This is a genomic window from Armatimonadota bacterium, assembly GCA_016789105.1.
Classification (GTDB): Bacteria; Armatimonadota; Fimbriimonadia; order Fimbriimonadales; family Fimbriimonadaceae; genus UphvI-Ar2.
Window position 1 is genome coordinate 178,806 of record JAEURN010000010.1, and the last position, 19,384, is coordinate 198,189.

Annotated in this window: 22 protein-coding genes and 1 tRNA gene; 8 read left to right on the forward strand and 15 right to left on the reverse strand. The window is 57.6% G+C overall.

Annotated elements, in window-relative coordinates; genetic code table 11:
* The first annotated feature begins 36 nt into the window (after positions 1 to 36).
* The 3 genes from JNM28_12530 to JNM28_12540 all read left to right on the forward strand — a co-directional run bounded on the left by JNM28_12530 (position 37) and on the right by JNM28_12540 (position 3,125).
* Positions 37 to 600, forward strand: coding sequence for a sigma-70 family RNA polymerase sigma factor (locus JNM28_12530; protein MBL8069267.1), 564 nt, complete (start codon positions 37 to 39; stop codon positions 598 to 600).
* Positions 601 to 1,171: 571 nt separating this feature from the next.
* Positions 1,172 to 2,137, forward strand: a complete 966-nt coding sequence (locus JNM28_12535; protein MBL8069268.1) for a prepilin-type N-terminal cleavage/methylation domain-containing protein — start codon at positions 1,172 to 1,174, stop codon at positions 2,135 to 2,137.
* A 193-nt stretch (positions 2,138 to 2,330) separates the two neighbouring features.
* Positions 2,331 to 3,125 (forward strand): hypothetical protein, encoded by a 795-nt coding sequence (locus JNM28_12540; GenBank protein ID MBL8069269.1) that lies wholly within the window; start codon positions 2,331 to 2,333, stop codon positions 3,123 to 3,125.
* Here the strand turns inward: JNM28_12540 and JNM28_12545 are convergent.
* The gene (locus tag JNM28_12545; protein ID MBL8069270.1) at positions 3,122 to 4,282 is read right to left on the reverse strand and encodes a CofH family radical SAM protein; all 1,161 of its coding nucleotides are present in this window, start codon (positions 4,280 to 4,282) and stop codon (positions 3,122 to 3,124) included. The two genes, JNM28_12540 and JNM28_12545, sit on opposite strands and share 4 nt — an antisense overlap.
* Positions 4,283 to 4,389: 107 nt before the next feature.
* Here JNM28_12545 and JNM28_12550 point away from each other — a divergent pair, with 107 nt between their 5' ends.
* Both JNM28_12550 and JNM28_12555 read left to right on the forward strand, forming a co-directional pair.
* Complete coding sequence (locus tag JNM28_12550) at positions 4,390 to 5,517, forward strand: 1-deoxy-D-xylulose-5-phosphate reductoisomerase (protein MBL8069271.1); 1,128 nt, start codon at positions 4,390 to 4,392, stop codon at positions 5,515 to 5,517.
* A gap of 3 nt (positions 5,518 to 5,520) precedes the next feature.
* Positions 5,521 to 7,128 (forward strand): site-2 protease family protein, encoded by a 1,608-nt coding sequence (locus tag JNM28_12555; protein ID MBL8069272.1) that lies wholly within the window; start codon positions 5,521 to 5,523, stop codon positions 7,126 to 7,128.
* On the opposite strand, the gene JNM28_12560 is transcribed toward JNM28_12555, so the two are convergent.
* Complete coding sequence (locus JNM28_12560; protein ID MBL8069273.1) at positions 7,125 to 7,928, reverse strand: hypothetical protein; 804 nt, start codon at positions 7,926 to 7,928, stop codon at positions 7,125 to 7,127. The genes JNM28_12555 and JNM28_12560 overlap by 4 nt on opposite strands.
* Positions 7,929 to 7,981: 53 nt before the next feature.
* On the opposite strand from JNM28_12560, the gene JNM28_12565 reads away from it, so the two are divergent.
* The gene (locus JNM28_12565; GenBank protein ID MBL8069274.1) at positions 7,982 to 8,641 is read left to right on the forward strand and encodes an aquaporin; all 660 of its coding nucleotides are present in this window, start codon (positions 7,982 to 7,984) and stop codon (positions 8,639 to 8,641) included.
* Between the two features lie 66 nt (positions 8,642 to 8,707).
* Here the strand turns inward: JNM28_12565 and JNM28_12570 are convergent, their stop codons facing one another.
* The 13 genes from JNM28_12570 to rpsS form a co-directional block, all read right to left on the reverse strand.
* The gene (locus JNM28_12570; protein ID MBL8069275.1) at positions 8,708 to 9,901 is read right to left on the reverse strand and encodes a hypothetical protein; all 1,194 of its coding nucleotides are present in this window, start codon (positions 9,899 to 9,901) and stop codon (positions 8,708 to 8,710) included.
* A gap of 83 nt (positions 9,902 to 9,984) precedes the next feature.
* Positions 9,985 to 11,001 (reverse strand): hypothetical protein, encoded by a 1,017-nt coding sequence (locus tag JNM28_12575; GenBank protein MBL8069276.1) that lies wholly within the window; start codon positions 10,999 to 11,001, stop codon positions 9,985 to 9,987.
* Between the two features lie 70 nt (positions 11,002 to 11,071).
* Positions 11,072 to 11,159 (reverse strand) — tRNA-Ser (locus JNM28_12580).
* Positions 11,160 to 11,219: 60 nt separating this feature from the next.
* Positions 11,220 to 12,305 carry a Nif3-like dinuclear metal center hexameric protein gene (locus tag JNM28_12585; protein MBL8069277.1) on the reverse strand — a complete coding sequence of 362 codons (1,086 nt, stop codon included), beginning with the start codon at positions 12,303 to 12,305 and terminating at the stop codon, positions 11,220 to 11,222.
* Between the two features lie 73 nt (positions 12,306 to 12,378).
* On the reverse strand, positions 12,379 to 12,966 hold the full coding sequence (gene rplE / locus JNM28_12590; GenBank protein ID MBL8069278.1) for a 50S ribosomal protein L5: 588 nt from the start codon (positions 12,964 to 12,966) through the stop codon (positions 12,379 to 12,381).
* 6 nt (positions 12,967 to 12,972) lie between these two features.
* Positions 12,973 to 13,380 (reverse strand): 50S ribosomal protein L24, encoded by a 408-nt coding sequence (rplX, locus tag JNM28_12595; GenBank protein ID MBL8069279.1) that lies wholly within the window; start codon positions 13,378 to 13,380, stop codon positions 12,973 to 12,975.
* A gap of 3 nt (positions 13,381 to 13,383) precedes the next feature.
* Positions 13,384 to 13,752, reverse strand: a complete 369-nt coding sequence (gene rplN, locus JNM28_12600; protein MBL8069280.1) for a 50S ribosomal protein L14 — start codon at positions 13,750 to 13,752, stop codon at positions 13,384 to 13,386.
* A gap of 100 nt (positions 13,753 to 13,852) precedes the next feature.
* A complete protein-coding gene (rpsQ, locus tag JNM28_12605; GenBank protein ID MBL8069281.1) occupies positions 13,853 to 14,122 on the reverse strand; it encodes a 30S ribosomal protein S17 in 270 nt (89 codons plus the stop codon).
* Entirely contained in the window at positions 14,119 to 14,328 is a 210-nt protein-coding gene (gene rpmC / locus JNM28_12610) for a 50S ribosomal protein L29 (protein MBL8069282.1), read from the reverse strand. The genes rpsQ and rpmC overlap by 4 nt, the downstream gene beginning before the upstream one ends.
* 18 nt (positions 14,329 to 14,346) lie before the next feature.
* On the reverse strand, positions 14,347 to 14,778 hold the full coding sequence (gene rplP / locus JNM28_12615; protein MBL8069283.1) for a 50S ribosomal protein L16: 432 nt from the start codon (positions 14,776 to 14,778) through the stop codon (positions 14,347 to 14,349).
* Positions 14,778 to 15,650 carry a 30S ribosomal protein S3 gene (rpsC, locus tag JNM28_12620; protein ID MBL8069284.1) on the reverse strand — a complete coding sequence of 291 codons (873 nt, stop codon included), beginning with the start codon at positions 15,648 to 15,650 and terminating at the stop codon, positions 14,778 to 14,780. The genes rplP and rpsC overlap by 1 nt, the downstream gene beginning before the upstream one ends.
* A gap of 1 nt (position 15,651) precedes the next feature.
* Positions 15,652 to 16,251 (reverse strand): 50S ribosomal protein L22, encoded by a 600-nt coding sequence (rplV, locus tag JNM28_12625; protein ID MBL8069285.1) that lies wholly within the window; start codon positions 16,249 to 16,251, stop codon positions 15,652 to 15,654.
* A gap of 21 nt (positions 16,252 to 16,272) precedes the next feature.
* A complete protein-coding gene (gene rpsS, locus JNM28_12630; GenBank protein MBL8069286.1) occupies positions 16,273 to 16,560 on the reverse strand; it encodes a 30S ribosomal protein S19 in 288 nt (95 codons plus the stop codon).
* A 406-nt stretch (positions 16,561 to 16,966) separates the two neighbouring features.
* Here rpsS and JNM28_12635 point away from each other — a divergent pair, with 406 nt between their 5' ends.
* Together JNM28_12635 and JNM28_12640 are read left to right on the forward strand one after the other, a co-directional pair.
* Entirely contained in the window at positions 16,967 to 18,097 is a 1,131-nt protein-coding gene (locus JNM28_12635; protein MBL8069287.1) for a hypothetical protein, read from the forward strand.
* A 266-nt stretch (positions 18,098 to 18,363) separates the two neighbouring features.
* Positions 18,364 to 19,347 (forward strand): hypothetical protein, encoded by a 984-nt coding sequence (locus JNM28_12640; GenBank protein MBL8069288.1) that lies wholly within the window; start codon positions 18,364 to 18,366, stop codon positions 19,345 to 19,347.
* The last annotated feature ends 37 nt before the right edge of the window (positions 19,348 to 19,384 follow it).

Here is a 19,384-nt window from a genome sequence, read left to right on the forward strand (position 1 = left end):
ACAAAAGGATCGGCGTGGACATTCACTGTTTGCCCGATGCCAACCTGCCCTCCTGCCGCGCAACTGCTCAAGCACCCGGATGACGCCACCGGGTCGGAAGCGGCCTATGAGCAGTTGGTAATCCGGGAATTCCCGAACTTGATCCGGCTCGCCCGGCGGTTGAGTTGGCCCGATTCCGATCTGGCATCCGACCTGGTCCAAGGGGCGGTGGTCAAGGGTTTGAGGGCCCTGCGCGAATCTAAATTCGTCATCGGTCCAAATAGCCGGGCTTGGCTCAGGCAAGCCGTCACCCTGGAATTCCTGCTCCACCGCCGGTCCCAAAAACCGGTGGCCCCATTGGATGCCGGGATCGAAGAGCGGCTCTCTGCCCCGCTATCGCAACCCTTTGGAAACGAGATTTCCGACGAAATCCTACGAGCCGTCCAAGACCTGCCAGAAGACCAGCGCGACCTTGTGGTCTTGGTGGACTTGGAAGGCATGGAATACCTTGAAGCCAGCAAAATGCTCGGGATCCCGGTCGGCACCGTACGCTCCCGTCTAAGCCGGGCCCGGTGGAAACTGGCCAACCGGCTCCGCTACCTCCTCCACCCAGAACGATGAACCACAGCGACCAAATCGAACCCTGCCACCACGTGCGCCACTTTGTGGAAAGACAAGCTGCCGGCCAGCCCCGCCGCTGGTGGAATCTGTTGGGGTGGCTCCATGTGCTGCATTGCAAAAAATGCCGCGAGGCCATGGATTTGTTCCGCGGGTACCTCTCGGCGGTCTCAGTCATGCCCGCACCGGCTTCCGAAGATCAGCCGATTTTGGATCGGATTTTGGGGGTAGCGTTTCAACCGGATGGCGCAGATACACATTAATACTTCTTAACATCTTAACAAACCACCACCTTCTTGGGACCTTTTCCTGAGATCGACGGACTCGATCATGTGAGGTGTGAAAGCTAAGAATGTTGGCCAATCCAGCAGTTTTATGTGCACTATTTTTGGCACAAATTAGACGGTAGATTGAAAAATCCATCGATCCGGAGCATCGGGCGAGGGCCGGACCATTCCGCCTCAAAATCCTTAACTGCTACTTAACATTTCCTAGATGCGAACTCTGGTCTAATGTTCGGAGCCATGGCCGCCCCGTGCGTGCCGTCGGTTCCTTTTTGGAGAATCCACGAACCATGCGAAAAGCGTTTACCCTCATTGAGTTGCTGGTCGTGATTGCGATCATCGCAATCCTCGCCGCCATCTTGTTCCCCGTCTTCGCCAAGGCCAAGGAAGCCGCCAAGAAGACTCAAGACCTGAGCAACATGAAGCAGATCGGCACCGCGCTCCAGATTTACCTGAGCGACTATGACGACACTTACATGCAGGCTTACTACTATCCGAACGACAGCGGTTCGGCTACCAACGCCAACGGGATCGGCGGCTATGTCCAATGGTCGGGCCTCCTGCAGCCGTACACCAAAAATATCCAGATCTTCGTCAGCCCGGGCGACCCGACGGGCGGTATGGCCCCGACCTGCTATGTCGGCAACAACAGCGGCTATGGTGCACCGGCCGGCCAATCCCCGCAAGCCACCTGCAGCACGATCCAAGACGTCCAAGCTCCGCGCCTGAGCTACACCGCCAACTCAATGCTCATGCCCCGCAAACGCCGCACCGTCGACCCGATGAACGTCATCGGTTCGACCGTGGTCGATGGGGTTGCGGAAACGATCCTCCTCGCCCCGCAAACCCACTACCCGACCTGTATCAACGGTGTTTCGGTTGCTTCCGGCGATGCCTTCAAAACCCACCGACCGGCCAACGGGATCCTGTTGCAGAACCAAAACGCCTTCCAAGGCGAAGCGGCTGCCGAAGTCGGTTTGGCTTGGTACTATGCGCTGGGTCTGACCCGGGCCAAGAGCGACCTTGCCGCGTGCAAGGCTGGCGCTCCGGCTGGTGCCAACGGCTTTAGCCACATCACTTACGCCCAACCGGATCGCTGGGGCACGGGTGCCAACTTCACCTATGCCGACACCCACGCCAAGTACAGCAACCTGGATGCCACCCTCAACCCGGATCGCTTCCAGTGGGGCAAACGCGCCTACACCGCTGGTGGTGGCGAAATCCGCAAAGCCGACGGTCTGACTTCGGTCAACTAAGCCTCGCGTCTCTAGTGAATGCACGGAAGGGGCCCCAGCAATGGGGCCCCTTTTTCATGATCCAGCGACTCCATTCCAACGAATCCAACGTGTCTAGACGAACGACGCCACAAAGTCCAAAGAGACCACCTATCAAAAATTTCGACCACTTAGATTTTATGAAGCGAGTTTGCTTTATGTGTATGCTCCATCTATGAAGCGTATTGCAGTTGCGATGGCGTTGCTCGGCTCAACCATTTCATTTGGCGCGGGAGGGATGGTTTTTACCGATACAATCAACAACGTCCGTCCAGACCACCCCAGCCTAGCGGGTACTTTTTGGGGTTGGAACTATCACACCAACCTAAGTGGTAACCAAGTAACTCCGCCTTCTGTTTTCCATAGTGCATCCTCTCTTCTTTCTATTTCCTATCTCAATTTGAGCACATGGGATGGCTCTTCAGCCTACAACAGTCCAAGCCAACCTGGGCGTTCAGGCTACATGGTTCTTGACCGGCACGATACATCGATCGACTTCCACGTGGGCGCATCGATCCGCGCCCAGGTCGAATACTTCGGCGGATACCACCAAACCAACATCTCGCCCGTACCGGGCATGATGATGGGGTTACAAGATCGCTACGGGCGATTCTTTGCCGTCGGTTTTGCGGAAGGAACTGGGGCCGAGCACTATCTCCGGATCATCAATAATCCTTTTACCGGGGAAGGCACGGATTGGGTTGAGATACCGCATTTTTCCCATCTTTACTACGACGATTCCGTTCGCAACGGAACAACGGTCGAACTCGTCATAGCCGGTTCTCGGGCCTCGGTATTGGTGAGTGGCCGTGAACTCCGTGTGAACGGCACAACCCTGACCCTCGATGCCGGCCCCCCGTTGAACAGCCTTATCTTTACAAGCTGGCAAACCTATGGCGGCGCTATCGTCGGCGACTACTGCCTCACGAGTTCTGGCTGGATCAAAATCTATAGCCTCAGCTACTACTAAGAAACGCTAAGCGGGATCAGCTTGCGCGATTTCTTTTCTTGAGCCTGGGTGTCGCGCACAATCTCGTTGTAAAGAGAATCCCGCTCCACCGGAATGCGGCCGGCTTCGGTGATCATTCGGGTCATGCGTTCCAACGTGAGCACCTGTTGCTTGTTGCCGAAGTCGCCTTCCTTGTAGGTGATCTCGTATTCGTGGACGAATCCGTCGGCATCGTCGGCCCCGTACCACAGCGCGGTCTGGGTGACCTCGGGGGTGTTCATGATCCAAAAGCTCTTGATGTGCTCAAAGTTGTCGAGCATCAAGCGGCTAAGCGCCACGTAGCGAATATCGATGTTGCCAGTTGGGGGCTTTTGGTCTTCCAATTCCGTTTTTTCGGGGTGGAAAGACAGCGGGGTGAAGCACACAAAGTGTCCGGTTTCATCTTGCAACTCGCGGAGTTGGATGAGGTGGCTGACCACTTCCTCGTCGGTCTCGATGTGACCGTAGAGCATGGTGGCGTATTGGGTGAGTCCCAATTTTGCTGCCGCCCGCGCGACGCTCTTCCACCCATCCCCGCCGAGTTTTTTGCCGAACAGTTCTCGGTGGACGCGGTCGCTAAGGATCTCGATGCCGCCTCCAGGGAGTGAGTCCAGGCCGGCTTCCATGAGGTCGGCCAGGGCTTTTTCGTGCGTGACGCCTCCCTTCTGGGCGATTTGTTCGATTTCGATGGCGGTGAACGCCTTGACGTGGGCGTTGGGATAGACCTCCTTCACGACCCGGCACAAGTCAAGGTAATACTCGTAAGGCAATCGCGGGTTGATGCCGCCGACCATGTGGATTTCGGTGACGTCGACATCCTTGTGCCAATGCAGACGTTGCCGCACTTCTTCAATGGTCATTTCGTAGGGGGCGGGCCCACCTTTTTTGGCATAGAACGAACAGAACTTGCAAAACTTGTTGCAGATATTGGTGTAGTTGATGTGCTGGTTCCGAACAAAGTAGGTTCGGGCGCCATGCCTCCGTTCTCGAACCATGTTGGCCATGTAACCGACCCCGGTCAGGTTCCTAGTCCGGCATAGACGAATGCCGTCTTCGGCAGAAAGCCGTTCCCCTTTTTCGACCTTGGCGTAAATGTCCATCAGGTCTTGGCCGACGATGCGTTCTGGTGCGATGCCCATGGCTGTCCATGAGTTTTCAATTTTCTTTGAAAACTAGTCCGATATTACCTGACCGACCGCCCTGGCTGTCCGAGTCTTGGGGCCCGGTTTTGGCTAAACTAACCGGCGTGAAGCGGATAGCGGTGCTGGGATCGACGGGGAGTATCGGCACCCAGACTTTGGATATCGTCCGGCAACACCCCGACCGGTTAGAAGTGGTCGGCTTGGTTGCCAATCGGTCGGCAACCGACCTGTTGGCCCAAGCGCAGGAATTCGGGGTTCGGAACATCGCGCTCATGGACGAGACCGCGGCCCGCCAACATGTTTTGCCCGGAGGCATGGAGGCGGTTTGCGATGTCGCCACGCTGGCCGAAGCAGACATGGTGGTTGTCGCGGTAAGCGGGGTCATCGGGCTAAGGCCAACGATCTTGGCGATCGAGGCAGGCAAGGACATCGCCTTAGCCAGCAAAGAAGTTTTGGTTGCGGCCGGGCAAGTCGTAATGCCTCTCGCGGCCAAACACGGTGTGACCCTCACCCCGATCGACAGCGAACATTCGGCGTTGTTCCAATGCCTGCAGGGTTACGAGCCCAGCCAGGTGGACAAGTTGATCCTGACCGCGAGCGGCGGTCCGTTCCGGGGCAAGCTCCGCGGGGATCTCGCCTCGGTGACAAAGGAGCAAGTTCTGGCTCATCCCACTTGGACGATGGGCGGGAAAATCACAGTCGATTCCGCCACCCTGATGAACAAGGGCTTGGAGGTCATCGAGGCACATTGGCTGTTTGGGACGGCGATCAACCAGGTGGAAGTCGTCGTCCATCCCCAAAGCATCATCCACAGCATGGTTCAGTTCAAAGACACCAGCATCTTGGCCCAACTCGGGTGGCCGGATATGCGGCTCCCGATCCAATATGCCCTTCTCTACCCGGAGCGCAAGCCGAACGCCTTGCAGCCCTGGAACCCGATCGAGACACCCACCCTGACGTTCGAGAAGCCCGATTTGGAGACATTCCGGTGCTTGGCCTTGGCTTATGAGGCCGCTGCCAAAGGTGGTACATCGCCCTGTGCACTGAATGCTGCGAACGAGGAAGCCGCCAACGCTTTCCTCAAGGATGCTGTCGGATTTTTGGAAATTGCCGATATCAATGAACAGGTTCTTTCAGCCCACGACGCCGTCGAACCGAGCTTGGAAAACCTGCTGGAAACAGACCGTTGGGCCCGCGCAACGGCCCGGGAGAAAATGGGGTTGAAAAACTAGCGCATGGAGCTCTTGAAAGCCGTCCTCCAGGGACTGAACGTCGGCGCCACCTTCTTGGTGGTCATCACGGTTCTGGTGGCTGTCCACGAATATGGCCACTACATCGTGGCAAAAATGTGCGGCATGCACGTGACGGCGTTTGCCGTTATGGTCGGCGGCATCCGCAAAACCGACCTTGCCGATCGGCTTGCCCGCCCGATGGCCCCTTCTTGGATTCCCTGGACGGTGGGGGCCGGGGTTGCCGCCATCTCTTTCCTCGGTGCCTTTTTCGGTGTCCTCCCGGTTTTCTATGGCGGCATGGCGTTCTTGGCGGTTGTCGGCCCGGTCTGGGTGATCTCCCGGCTTTGCGTTTTGTACCACCGGCCGTTCACTTCGGGGCTGATGACGCTTTTCAAGTCATGGGCCGTTGTGGCGGTGGTGGTTTTGGTCGGCACCCGGTTGCAGAATGTCGATGCCGGCTACGGTCTAAGCATGGTTTTGGCGGCATCGGCCTGCGCCGTTTTGATCAACTATTATTTCCCGGTTTTGACGGGGAGCGAGGGTGAAGCGAATGAAGGCCGGGGAAGCATCCTAGTCCAAGGGGAGAGGGTTCCGGTCCGGTTTCGGCCGGTTGCCTGCAAAACCAACCGCGAGGGCACAGAATTCTCGTTGCTCCTTTTGCCGTTGGGCGGTTTTGCCGCGATGAAAGGCATGCAACCGCAAGAAGACGGCAGCGAGACAAAGGTCGATCAGGGGTTCTTTTCCAAGCCCCCGCTGGCCCGGTTGGCCGTGTTGTTTGCCGGGCCGCTCTTCAGCGTCCTGTTCGGGATGGTGCTGATGTTCGCCACGACCATGGCCCAGGGCCTCCCCGATAAGCCGAGCACGACGGTCGGCTATTTGACAACCGGTCCAGCCAAAGCGGCGGGAATTCGGGTTGGCGACAAGATTGTGGCGGTCAATGGCAGACCGGTCGATTCGTTTTTTGAAGTGCTCTCCGTGGTGCGCAAATCTTACGACAAAGAGTTCAAACCCGTCGCCGTGACAATCGATGTCATGCGGGATGGCGCGGCGCAGAGCTTCACCTTCTTGCCGATGGTGACCCCCGGGGCCGAACCCATCTTGGACGAAAACCTTGAACCTACCGGTGAGAGCCAACGCCAGGCGCGGCTTGGATTCTTGCCGGAACCGACGTACAAACCGATCTCGGTGGACAAAGCGGCAACAGTTGCGGCCGTGATGCCGGTGGTGATGGTCCGGAACCTTTTTGCAACCTTCACAGATTTCAAAGTTGCCAAAGAAAATGTCGGCGGCCCGGGCGCGATGGTCGAACAAACGGCAGAAAGTGTCAAGCAAGGCTGGGTCAAAGTCATCGAGATGGCGGCCATCCTCAGCGTCACGCTGGGCATCATGAACCTGTTGCCGATCCCGCCGTTGGATGGCGGCCAAATGGCGATTGCTTTCTTTGAACTGATCCGCGGCAACCGCCGCCTGCCGATGAGTTTGCAGAACGCTCTGCATACGGTTGGTGCGGGGTTGGTTGTGCTCTTGATGTTGGCCGTATTTGCCATCGATGCTGGGCGTCGAAGCGAATTGAACCGGATCAAGGAAGAAACGGCGGTTGAATCGCGCTAGCCGAGCAGCCTTTTGAGGAAGTCGATCTCGCCTTTGACTTCTTCAACGGTTTTACTGACCATAGGCCGGAGCTCGATCCTTCCGGCAAATTCGATGTTCCGGAGCTGCCGCATCATCTCGGCCCAATCGGTCACGCCGTCTTGGACTGTCGACCACCGGCGGGCCCAGCCTTTGCTATTGGCATCTTCTGCCCCGGGGTGCCGGAGCAGTACATTGTCCCGCAGCGTGATGCAAGCCAAATAGTCCATCAAGATGGCCACGGTGTAATCCCAGGCTTCAAACCCTTCGAACAGCGCGCCGCCCGGATCGATTTGGACTCCGAAGAATTCGGGCGAGAGCCCCCGCACCAGGTGGAATGCGGCACTCGGCGACGGCAACAGGCTCTGCCCTGCCACGGGCAGGATGAGCCTCAAGTTATGCTCCTGCAGCATGGGGGCGAGCTTTTCCAGATTTCCCCGGCTTTTTGTGAGGCGCGAGCGGACGAAATAGCCCTTTTTGACAAGTTGGGCAATCGAAAACTCTCGGATTCCACACGCGGCCAAAAGTTTGATGAAATCCGGCTCGCCAATGAGTTGTTCCAGCGTGAGGTCGATTTGGACGGAATACGATTCGACCCCCGCTTGGGAAAGGGCGTTCACAAAATCCGGGAGCCCAGGATAGATGTCTTGGATCGTGACATTGAGCCCCTCGCCAATCAAGATCGAGCAGGTATCCGCGCCGGCCCCCCGGACGAGTTCTGCCGTCTTTTCGGCGGAAAGTTCGGCAAGGGTCTCCGGGTGGAGGCTCCAAACAATGTTCACGCAGGCAGTTTATCCGCTCCCCCGGGGCCAGCACCGCCGTCTGCAAGGGTGAGATGAACTACAAAGCCCTAGCCGCAGAATTCATCGGCGTGTTCGCGTTGTGTTTTGCGGGATTGCTCGCCATTGCCAATGCTGGTGCCGGCGCCACAAACCTGACTGGAGTCGCTCTGGCCCACGGTTTAGCGATATCGGTGATGGTTGCCGCCTTCGCTGCCGTGAGTGGGGCGCATTTCAACCCCGCAGTCAGTCTGGCTATGCTTGCAACGGGCCGGATCAAGGTGCCGGCATTCCTCGGATACATCGCCGCCCAGCTGCTTGGGGGCCTTGTTGCCTCGCTGGTAGCGGCATCGGCCCTGGGGATCCAAGTCGTGCGCGATGGGACGCCAGCGCTTGGGGAGGGTGTTTCCATGACGAACGGGATTTTGTTGGAGGCGGTGGCCACATTCATTTTGGTGGCAACGGTCTTCGGTTCGGCCGTCGACAAACGCAATTCCGGACAGGCCCCCCTCTATATTGGGATTTCGATCGTGGTGGGGATCCTTGCGATTGGGCCGATGACGGGAGCCGCCTTGAACCCCGCCCGGTTTTTGGGGCCGGCGTTTGTCGGAGGGTTTGGAGCAACGCCGATCGTGTGGATCGTCGGCCCGCTGCTTGGAGGCCTTGCCGCGGGCCTTTTGTTTGAAAACTTCTTGATGGAAAAGGAAGGCGAATAAAATAGGCCCGCCCCGCCCTGGTAGTCGTTTCCGAGGGCGGGGCGGGACGGTTAGGTTTTTTTTGTATTAAAAGACGATCGCAGCGTCTTCGGTTTTGGAGTCGGTTCCCCCGCCAAGGCCTCCGCCTTGGCCCCCGCCGCCGCCCGGCCGCCCGTTGCCCGGGCCGCCTTGGCCACCGCCTTGCCGGGGCTGTTGGCCAAGCGTGAACTCGAACTTAGCCCCGGTCAACGATTTCCACGTGGCCAACTGTCCGGAATCCAACACTTTCAGGAGCTTGTCCATCAAGGCATTCTGCTTGGCGCGCATCTCTTCCGGCGTCATCGGTTGCGGAGGCTGCGGGGGTTCGTTTCCGCCCTGACCGGGTTGCGGCGGTTGCGGCCGTTCGGCTTCGATGATTTGGCGCATCTGGTTGTGTTGCTCCTCGCTCAAGTTGAGCGCCTGAGCCACATCCGGCCGTTCAAAGGCCCGCGGGCCAGCCGACTGGATTTCCAACTGGTGGTACCGGCTGTACTGGCTGTCGTTGAGGATTGTTTTCAGCTTGGCATCGAACGCTTGCATCCGTTGCTGCATTTGGGGGTCCATCCCCGGGCCGCCAGGCCCACCAGGCCCGCCTTGACCACGTTGACCGCCTTGGCCACCGGGCCCGCCAGGTCCGCCTTGACCCCCGGGCCCGCCTTGACCACGTTGACCGCCTTGGCCACCTTGACCCCCAGGCCCGCCTTGGCCACCTTGACCTCCGGGCCCGCCTTGACCACGTTGACCGCCTTGGCCGCCTTGCCCTCCTTGGAAGCCAGGGCCACCTTCTCCCCCGGGTCCGCCCTGCCCCCGCGGCCGGAGCTCGTCAAGGGCTTGCTGGATTTGGGCGATCTGATCTTGCGAGAGCTTGAGTTCCTGCTGGACTTTCGGGTCGCGGAGGATCATGGGGCCCTGCGCACCGCCCATTTGGCCCCGCATCCCAGGTCCGCCTTGCATGCCTGGACCGCCTTGACCGCCCGGGGCACCTTGCCCGCCGCCGATTCCCGGCCCGCCATTCCCGTTGCGGGGGCCGGCTTGCTGGCCGTCCAGGGAGCCGCTTTGGTCAAGCCCATCCGTCGGGATGAGTGTTTCAGAAACCGGGGTCATTTCAGCGGTGGCCGATGGCAAAAGCGTGAGCCGCTCTGTTTGGTGGGTCGCCGGGGCGATGGCGATGACTCCGGCACCGGCAACGCCGAACAAACCGACGGCGGCCAATGCGATGGTTAAGGTTTTTTGAGCGTTCATCTCGTTTCTCCGCCTGGCGGCATCCGCCAAGGCTACAACGGGATTCTATGCCCGGCGTATGAGTTCGGTGTGAGGAACCCCGGTTATTCCCCGCCGCGGGGCCGGTTTCCTTGACCGCCGCCTGGCCCGCCACCGCGGCGGCCGCCGCCGCCGCCAAACATTCCGCCCATCATGGCATTGTCGAATTTGAACGGCGCCCCGAGGGCCGCTTTCCACTTGGCTTTAGAATCGGCATCGAGGGCGGCGACGAGTTTGACGTCGAGTTGCTCCTTCATCTTCATGGCTGCCGACATGTCGAATCCGCCGTTGCCGCCCCCACCTAGGGATTTCCAGGCCTCTTGCATGGCCGACTGCATGTTCTTGACTTCTTCATCGCTGATGGAAAACCTTTCCCGGAAGTTCGGGCTCATCAGCGACGAGGGCCCCAATGCTTGGAATACAAGTTGCTCCATCCGGGCCTCTTGTTTGTCATCCAGGATGTCCCGGATTTTTTGGGCTCGTTCCACCGATCCGTTGGCCATGCCTCGCGCCATACCTTGCATGTCGTTCGAGCCGCCATCCGGGGCGGCCGGCGGTTTCAACGCCTCTTCCAAATCCGCCTTTTGTTTGCTCGAAAGTTTGAGTTCGGCTTGGATTTTGGGGTCGTTCAGGATGAAGCCTCCCATGCCGATAATATCGAACTCGGGGTTCGCCATCCGGCCGCCGGAGTTGCCGGGCTGGGCTGGGCCACCCGGTGCCACGCCTCCGTTGGGGGAGAGTCCAGGTTGACCTTGGTTGGGACGACCTTGGCCACCCATGCCTCGGAAGCCGCCCTGTCCCCGCCCCCCTTGGTTTGCCGACCCGGGGCCGGTTTGCATCCCTTCGGGTTGGGTGCCCATCCCTTGGCCCATCGGGTTCCCGCCGGGTTGGTTATCTCCAACCGTTGGGCCGCCGGCAAGGCCATCGTTGGGGGCGGCGGGATTGGAATTGCCTGAATTGCCACCGAACACGAGTTGTTCTGTGGCATTGGACTTTGTGGATTGGACTTGTTTGAATCCCGCAAAGCCGAGGATGGCAACTCCGACAACGGCCCCAACGATGACGTAAATGTTTTTGCCCATATGGTTGTTGATGTCCCCGGCGCAGTGGGGGTTTCCGTAGCCCTAGGATAGCTGAAATCGGCGAAAAAAATGGCGGAGCGAGAGAGATTCGAACTCTCGATAGGTTGCCCTATACACGATTTCCAATCGTGCTCCTTCAACCACTCGGACACCGCTCCGCGCCGACCTACTATTGTGATCGGTTTGGAAGCTCGGAGGATAGACCCCTAGGCCCGGGATCAAAGCGGGTGGCCGTGAAATCCGGATTGTGGGGCGTAAAGGTGGATAGGGATTCGGAGTGATTCACGGAGGTTCTTGGCCATCGCCGCCATTCCCGGTTGTTCGGTCGCATAGTGCCCGCAGGCCAGGATTGTGAGCCCCGACTCGCTGGCTTCCAGGGCGATGTGTAGGGGGACTTCCCCGGTGACAAAGGCATCGGCCCCGGCGGCCAAGGCTGCTTTCCATTCTCCGGCGGCGGCCCCGCCGACCACGGCGACCGTCTCCACCGGCCGGTTATGTCCCAGCCAAATCTCACTCCGGCTTTGCAGGCAATGGTCGGTGTGTTGTTGGAAATCGTTTTTGGGATCGAGTCGGCCGATGCGCCCGGCGGGATATCCAACCGAGTCGGCGAGTGGCACCCAATCAAACGCCGGCGCTTCGTATGGGTGGGCAGTTCGCAGCGCCATTTCGACGGCGGGTTTCCGATTTCCGGGGACTGTCATTTCGATCTTGACTTCTGGCACCCGCTCGATTTGTCCAGGCTTGCCAACAACCGGTTTGCTCCCTTCTCCCCCGCAAAAGGTGCCCGTGCCTTCGGTGGTGAACGCGCACCGTCTGTATTGGCCGATCACGCCGGCCCCGGCGCTGCTGAGGGCATCGATCATGGTCTCGCCGGAATCAACCGGGACATACACGACAATTTTCCAGGTGGTTTCGCGCTCGGCGGATCCAAAAGTGCGGACATCGTGGAGGCCGATGAGGCCCGCCAAGGTGTCGTTGATCCCACCGGGGGCGCAATCCCAGTTGGTGTGGGCGGCGATGACAGATATCCCCGATTTGACCGCCTCAAAAACCCGACGTTGGTTCCAATCATCGGTGCGAACTGCTTTGAGCGGTTCCCAGACCAGGGGATGGTGAGCAACCAGCACTTGGGCTCCTTGGTCTGCGGCAAACCGGATGGCCCCCAATCCCGAATCCAGGCTCACCGCGAGTTGAGTGACTTCCGCATCGGGGTTGCCCGTTTGCAGGCCGATTTTGTCGAAGCCAAAGGCAAAATGCGGCGGTGCGAATTGTTCGACGGCAACAAGGACATCCCGGACGGTCACACGGATACGTTACCAAAAACAAAGCACCCCTGGGGCAGAAGCCCAAGGGGTGCCAACAAGGAGCGGAGGCCTTTTACTTGTCCCGCAACGGGAATCCGAGAGCCTTGAGGAGTTCGCGGCCTTCTTCGTCGTTTTGAGCGGTGGTGCAGACGGTGATGTCCATCCCCCGCATCTTGTCGAACGAATCGTAATCAATTTCCGGGAACACGAGTTGTTCTTGCAGACCAAAGGAGTAGTTGCCGCGGCCGTCGAACGACTTGGGCGAGAGTCCTTGGAAGTCACGGAGACGGGGCAAGGCCACCGTGTTCAGCTTATCGAAGAAGTGCCACATGCGGTCTCCGCGGAGGGTGACCCGGCAGCCGATCTTCATCCCCTCGCGCAACTTGAATTGAGCGACGGATTTGCGAGCAACGGTCGTCACGGGTTTTTGGCCGGTGATGACGGTCATGTCCCGGAGTGCGGAATCGAGTTCTTTTTCGTCGATCCCGGTTCCCATGTTGATCACGATTTTGGTGAGCCGGGGAACTTGCATGACGGAATCGTATTGGAACTTGTCGCGCATGCGTTGGACAACGGTTTCTCGGTAGATCTTTTTGAGCCGGGGTGCCGGGAGGGCACCTTGCGGGCCGGTGTTGGCGGCTTTGTTTTCTTTACGGGCCATGTGCGGTTACTCCTTGTCGATGTTGGGTTGGTCATTCAAGGTTTTGCCGCTCTTTTTGGCAAAGCGGACGGTTTTCCCGGCTTCTTTGCGTTTGCCAACCCGAGTTGGTTCGCCAGATTCCGGATCGATCAGCATGAGATTGCTGACGTGGATAGGCGACGGGATGCGGATCCGGTCGGATTTTTCGCCTTGAAAGCGTGCTTTTTTGTGTTTGATGACGGCGTTGAGGGGCAACGGCGCATCGGGGTTTTCAGGATTGTCTTTGAGAACGTACGCCCGGTTTTCCGTCGGGCTGATTTTGGCGATGAAGCCTCGTTCCCCTTTGTCTTTCCCAGCGATGATGACGACTTGGTCGCCTTGCCGCAAGCGGAGCTTGGGTTGTCCTTTGATTTTGAGTTCAGCTTTGGTCGGCATGGTTTAGAGCACCTCCGGAGCGAGGGAGACGATTTTCATGTAGTTACCATCGCGGAGTTCGCGGGCCACGGGCCCAAAGATGCGGGTTCCACGCGGCTCTTTGTTGGGGTTGATGACGACGCAGGCGTTGTCATCAAACCGGAGGGACGACCCATCGGCCCGGCGGACGGCTTTGCGTGTGCGGACCACGACTGCTTTGATAACGTCGCCCTTTTTGATGGGCATGTTGGGGGTAGCGGATTTGACCGAGCAGACGATGATGTCTCCGATACCGCCATATTTGGGTTGCGACCCTTTAAGCACCCGGATGCACATCACTTCCCGTGCGCCCGAGTTGTCGGCCACTTTGAGCCGTGAGAACTGTTGAATCATTGTGTTTCGCTCCTATAGTTCGGTAGAGGGCGTCCTGGGGGTTGCCAGGACGCCATGCCTTTGCCCGCCTGAGGTTGCGGACCACCTTGTAGAAAAGGCCCTACTTGACCTTTTCGATAATCCGGGTGACGCGCCAGTGCTTATCGCGGCTGAGCGGCCGGGTTTCCATGATTTCCACGGTGTCGCCGACATCGCAGCTGTTCTCTTCGTCGTGGGCTTTGACCCGGACGGACCGCTTGACGGTTTTGCCGTAAAGCGGGTGTTGGAAGCTGCTGCTGAGTTCGACAACGACGGTTTTATCCATCTTGTTGCTTTTGACCATTCCGCGCCGGACTTTCCGTGCGCCGCGAGTTGCCGTGTTTTCGCTCATGCCTTTTCACCCTTTTTCTTTTCTTCGATGAGGGTCAGGAGCCTCGCGATGTTGTGCCGCCGGGTTTTGAGGCTGGCGGTATCGGTGGTCTGCCGGAAGACGAGGTCTCGCCGGGCCTGGAAGAGCGCGACGCGCTCGGCTTTGACGAGTGCCTCGAGTTCGGGAACCGTTTTAGACCTGAGGTCTTTTGCCTTGAGTGCTTTCATAGGGTTATGGGTTCCGGTTTAGAGGCCGTTGGCTTCTTGGAACTCCTCCTTGGTCACGAATTTGGTTTTGATCGGCAGCTTGTGTTGGGCAAGCCGCATGGCTTCTTTAGCGACTTCGACCGGCACGCCGTTCATTTCGAACATGATGCGGCCGGGTTTAACGACGCAGACCCAACCTTCGACGCCGGCCTTACCCTTGCCCATGCGCTGCTCGAGCGGTTTTTTGGTGTAGGGCTTGTCGGGGAAGATGCGGATCCAGACTTTTCCGCCCCGTTTGATGTGGCGGGTCATGGCGATCCGGGCGGCTTCGATCTGCCGGCTCGTGATCCAGGCTGCTTCCAGGGACATGAGTCCAAAGTCGCCAAAATTGACGACATTGCCCCTTTGGGCTTTGCCGCGCATTTTGCCGCGGAACTGCTTGCGGAACTTGGTCCGTTTTGGCATCAACATCAGTCGTTCACCTCTGTGGTTTGGGGTTCCGGTGCGGAATCAGCGCGTGGCCCCCTCTCTTCGTTGCGTGGCCCCCGGTTGTCGTTCCTGGGCCCGCGGTCGTCGCGGCGGCGGTCGTCGTTGCGGGGTCCCCGGTTGTCGTCCCTCGGCCCGCGGTCGTCGCGGCCCCTTCCCTTGCCCCGCGGGTTGCGCTCGTTCAGGGCATCGGTCATGGCCTGCAGTTGCCGTTCCGGCAAGACTTCTCCCCGGTAGACCCAAACCTTCACGCCGACCGAGCCATAGATGGTGGCGGCGGTTGCGGTTCCGTAATCGATATCGGCGCGGAGGGTGTGCAAGGGGACTTTGCCGAACTTGTCGACTTCGACCCGAGCAATATCGGATCCGTTGAGCCTTCCGCCGCACATGATTTTCATGCCTCGGCCGTTCATGCGTTGGGCGCGAGTGATGGCTTGGCGCATGGCCCGGCGGTGGCTGATCCGGCGCTCCAGCTGGACGGCGATGTTTTCGGCGACGAGCATCGCGTCGAGCTCGGGCTGCCGCACTTCGCTCACGTTGACCTGCACCTGGGCGGTGGGGTCATCTTTGCGCATGATGCGGTTGAGGTCTTCGCTGATTTGGTCGATGCCTTTGCCGCCCCGGCCGATGACGGCACCGGGCCGACTGGTGTAGATGGTCACCTTGACGCGGTTGGCCGCTCGTTCGATTTCAACCCGGGAGATCAGCCCTTTGCTGATCTTTTCCTTGACGTATTTGCGGATGACGTTATCGCTGGCCAAAGCTTGGCGGTATTGCTTTTTGGGGTAGATCCAGTGGCTATCGTGGCCACGGATCACACCGATTCGGAATCCGACGGGGTGGATTTTCTGACCCATGTTAGTTCTTCTCCTCCCCTTCGGCTTCCGGGGCTCCGGCGGATTCTTCCGCCGTTGTTTCGTTTGTTGCTTCAGTTGCCTCGGCCGCTTCGGCTGAGGCTTCGACTGGTGCTTCGGCGGCGGTTTCTTCCACGGCCGATTCTTCGGTCATGGGCTCTTCTGCCGGGGCTTCGGTTGCCGCTTTGGCCTCCGCCTTCTTTTTGCCCTTGACGGCCAGTTTCGGCCGGGGCTTGGCGGGGGTGGTGGCGACCTTGGCCTGGGCGACCGGTTCGACATCCTCGACGACCACGGTGATGTGGCTCATGCGTTTGAGGATGCGGTTGGCGCGGCCCATGGCGCGAGCTTGGATGCGCTTGAGCACTGGCCCCTCGTCAACGCGGATCTCTGCGATTTTGAGGGTTCGGGCATCAAGGCCGTGGTTGGCTTCAGCGTTGCTGATGGCGCTGACCAAAACTTTGTGCAAAACGAACGCGCCCTTGCTGGGGTGGAACCGCAGGTGGTTGGCGGCATAAATGGCACCAGCCCCTTTGACCTCTTTGGCAATAAGGCGGACTTTGCGGGGTTGCACCCGGACGAATTTAGCGACGGCTCGGACTTCCATGATGGTTTCTCCCACCCGCGGTTAGCGGATGCGGACCCCCCGGTCTGGGATCGATCCGTCGTGGCCCTTGTAGGTGCGGGTCGGGGCGAATTCACCGAGTTTGTGGCCGATCATGTTTTCGGTCACGAACACGGGGACGTGTTGCTTGCCGTTGTGCACAGCAATGGTGTGCCCGATCATGTCGGGGATGATGGTGGATCGGCGGGACCAGGTCTTGATGACCTTCTTCTCGCCTTTTTCATTCATCGCGTCCACCTTTTTAATCAGGTGGTCATCGACGAAGTATCCTTTCTTGAGACTTCGTGCCAAGTTTTCTGTTACTCCAGGTCGTTTTTCAACGGCCCCGACCGGGCACGGTGGACAGGCTGGTTCTCAGCGTGGTTCCAACGAGATCGGCAGAGCCGCAAGTGAACTGAGTCTGGGCCACCCCCTAGGGGGCAGGTTACGACAGCAGTAGACGCAAAGGCGAAAGATACCCCGGCGGCGGGCCTGGGTTCAACGGACCCAGGCGGGAACGGGCCCGATGGCCCGAATTGACAGATGAGCGATGTGCTCCGGGCAAAAAGAATCGGAAAACTCTCTTTAGATTTCGCCGACGAATGCACTACACTTCAAACTTACGGTTGAAAACCACTATGATTACCCCCCACGCAAAAATACTTGCTCCACAATTTCGTCTCGCATCGCTGTTGCTTCCTTTGTTTTGACTAGCGGCTTGCTCGTTTTTGCCAGTCCAAAATCAGGAGGTATTCACTTAGATTCCCACTTATCGCCTGATGACAATCAATTGATGCTCGACTATATCAACAGCTTTCCAGAAAGTGAACGTGGTGGGGCATTTGTTTTAGTAACTGAAGACAACCGAGTCATCAGCAATTACGGCGGCGAGGAACAAAACTGGGAGGTCATCCAATTGCCTCCAGTCTCTTCAGATGACCCACCGCTGACTGATCCCGGCGGGACATCGGGGAGCACAGGCTCATCAGGTACGAGCGGCACTTCTGGTTCAACTGGCTCAACTGGAAGTGGTGGAACAACCGGTACAAGCGGCTCATCGGGAACCACCGGTACAACAGGTACGAGCGGGTCAACTGGGACTACTGGCTCCAGCGGAACGACCGGAACCAATGGCACAACTTCTGGCACTACAGGACAGGATCCAGGCCAATGTAAAGCCTCTAACGAAATTCGAGAATCAGCAGACCCCGAAGTGCCTTGCGACTGTTCAGGAGTTCTAGCTCAACAAATAACTTCTGGATACAATCCCAATCGGGGCTCTGGCACAGGCACATTTCGTAGAGTTACAAGTAATTGGGGCTTCAATGCCATATCTGGAGACGTGTTTTTGCCTCCCAATATCTCTATTGTGGGTGCTCAGGTTCCCCAACAAAATGGTGCGCCCGTAACCAACGGTCATTTCGACAGCCCACATGTCTATTTTTCAGGAGAGTGGGTTGATAATATTCAGTCGCCTGCGCCAAACTATTTGAATTATGAAGGCGGATTTAAGTTCGACTTCATTCCTTCGCCCGACGGTTTAAACCATTGGAGACCATTTGTTTCCAGACGTGGAAGCGGGCTCGGCTATGTGCAAGTCCAACCAAAGCAGTCCAGCAATCGCTTTATTAGCGGAGGCAAAACGTATAGTTCGGCATTACTCCAAACAAAGTTTGGATCGTTTGTTGCGGTGTCATTCACTTTTTCAGGCTTGACAGAAAAATTCACATTTGGATTTCTTGGAAATCAGCAACAATTTATGACTCCAACGCACACCAGAATGAATCGCATTGGCGCGATCGCGCAGGAAATCCAGTATTACGACATTAATAGCCAAACATGGGGATAAAAATCGGCCATTGACATTGAAAGAGACTCAAAGATTTGCGGTATTCGCTTCTCGAATACAAAAGTTACTTCATATGATGGCACGCAAATCACGGCATATGATATGGATCTCTCCAAAATTGAACAAGCAATTTCCAATCCTCCACATTCCAGACCCTCTGACGGGCAATTTTATGTCAACCAATTGCCAGGCAGTGGTTCTGTGCTCATCAACAACGGCGAGCCGTGGACAAATGAAAGTATCTCAATCAAATTGGGAGAATCCGAATGATGCTCAGTCTCATGATTGTGTGCCTTACTCAGACGCTTAAGATCAGCGCTATCCGTGCCTCGGGCCAAATCTTGGCGGCATCTCAGGCGGGCTATCTACAGATCATCAATGATCACCAGATTGAGTTCGTTGAATGGCATAACAATGTGCCTCTTGAGTCGAAAGTCTGTCGTGGCGAACCGATTGATTCCGGTCTACAAGGCACGCTGGCTTTCCACAATTTGGGAACAGTTAGTCTATTCTCTTGTGAAGACAGCCGATTCAGGGCAATCGAATTGCAGGTTCCTACCGGTGAAATTGTTGCCTCAGTTGATTCTGGGGTGATTGTTCTCAACGAGGGACGGTACTCATTGGTTACAGTTGATGGGAAGGTTCGGCTGCCAAAGACTCCTCTTCTGGACAAGCCAAGTACCGAATCCCGGTTTTCACAAATTGGCGACAACCTCTATTTACTGGCCACAGACCTGTCCTGGCCCATCACAGCGACCTTTATGCTTAGTAAAGGGGTCTGGGTCAAGGTACTTAGCGAACCGACCTCAGACGGTAGAGGCACAACCTTTGAACCAGCCTTCGAAGCAAAAGGAATGGTTTTTGGAACGGTTTTCCCAGGTGAATCATATTATCTTCGCCACTCGGTATCCGACTTAGCATCCCTCTATCCAGCAATGCAGGTTCGAGGCGAAGTCAATCGACTCTCTGGGCCCGCGGGAGCCAGGCCATTTCAAGCAAGTGCCCAGTTCCTCTATGGCTGTTCAACCCCAGATAGCCCGGAATCCGAAAAGAAAGTAAGCAGCACACCAATGTCCATTTGGCGATGGAATCTCGTCGGGCTAGATCGCTATGATGAACTAACGCTTGGATTGCCGAATAATCAAATTCCGAAGAGAATAATTCCGATTCCAAATTCTGACCAGTTTGTTGTTGTTGTTGCAAAGGATCGAATCGGGGGCTCGACTTCGTATTGGCACGTGGGAACATGATTTGCTGATCGAGCAAACAACGAGGGCCGCCGGGAAA

Excerpts from the sequence above, each read along its gene's own strand:
- JNM28_12555 (MBL8069272.1), top strand. The coding sequence starts at position 5,521 with ATGGAGCTCTTGAAAGCCGTCCTCCAGGGACTGAACGTCGGCGCCACC.
- rplN (MBL8069280.1), bottom strand. The coding sequence starts at position 13,752 with ATGATTCAACAGTTCTCACGGCTCAAAGTGGCCGACAACTCGGGCGCA.
- rpsC (MBL8069284.1), bottom strand. The coding sequence starts at position 15,650 with ATGGGTCAGAAAATCCACCCCGTCGGATTCCGAATCGGTGTGATCCGT.
- JNM28_12545 (MBL8069270.1), bottom strand. The coding sequence starts at position 4,282 with ATGGGCATCGCACCAGAACGCATCGTCGGCCAAGACCTGATGGACATT.
- rplP (MBL8069283.1), bottom strand. The coding sequence starts at position 14,778 with ATGTTGATGCCAAAACGGACCAAGTTCCGCAAGCAGTTCCGCGGCAAA.
- JNM28_12570 (MBL8069275.1), bottom strand. The coding sequence starts at position 9,901 with ATGAACGCTCAAAAAACCTTAACCATCGCATTGGCCGCCGTCGGTTTG.
- JNM28_12640 (MBL8069288.1), top strand. The coding sequence starts at position 18,364 with ATGATGCTCAGTCTCATGATTGTGTGCCTTACTCAGACGCTTAAGATC.
- rpsQ (MBL8069281.1), bottom strand. The coding sequence starts at position 14,122 with ATGAGCGAAAACACGGCAACTCGCGGCGCACGGAAAGTCCGGCGCGGA.
- rplX (MBL8069279.1), bottom strand. The coding sequence starts at position 13,380 with ATGCCGACCAAAGCTGAACTCAAAATCAAAGGACAACCCAAGCTCCGC.
- JNM28_12535 (MBL8069268.1), top strand. The coding sequence starts at position 1,172 with ATGCGAAAAGCGTTTACCCTCATTGAGTTGCTGGTCGTGATTGCGATC.
- JNM28_12540 (MBL8069269.1), top strand. The coding sequence starts at position 2,331 with ATGAAGCGTATTGCAGTTGCGATGGCGTTGCTCGGCTCAACCATTTCA.
- rplV (MBL8069285.1), bottom strand. The coding sequence starts at position 16,251 with ATGGAAGTCCGAGCCGTCGCTAAATTCGTCCGGGTGCAACCCCGCAAA.
- JNM28_12575 (MBL8069276.1), bottom strand. The coding sequence starts at position 11,001 with ATGGGCAAAAACATTTACGTCATCGTTGGGGCCGTTGTCGGAGTTGCC.
- rplE (MBL8069278.1), bottom strand. The coding sequence starts at position 12,966 with ATGGCCCGTAAAGAAAACAAAGCCGCCAACACCGGCCCGCAAGGTGCC.
- JNM28_12530 (MBL8069267.1), top strand. The coding sequence starts at position 37 with ATGCCAACCTGCCCTCCTGCCGCGCAACTGCTCAAGCACCCGGATGAC.
- rpmC (MBL8069282.1), bottom strand. The coding sequence starts at position 14,328 with ATGAAAGCACTCAAGGCAAAAGACCTCAGGTCTAAAACGGTTCCCGAA.
- JNM28_12565 (MBL8069274.1), top strand. The coding sequence starts at position 7,982 with ATGAACTACAAAGCCCTAGCCGCAGAATTCATCGGCGTGTTCGCGTTG.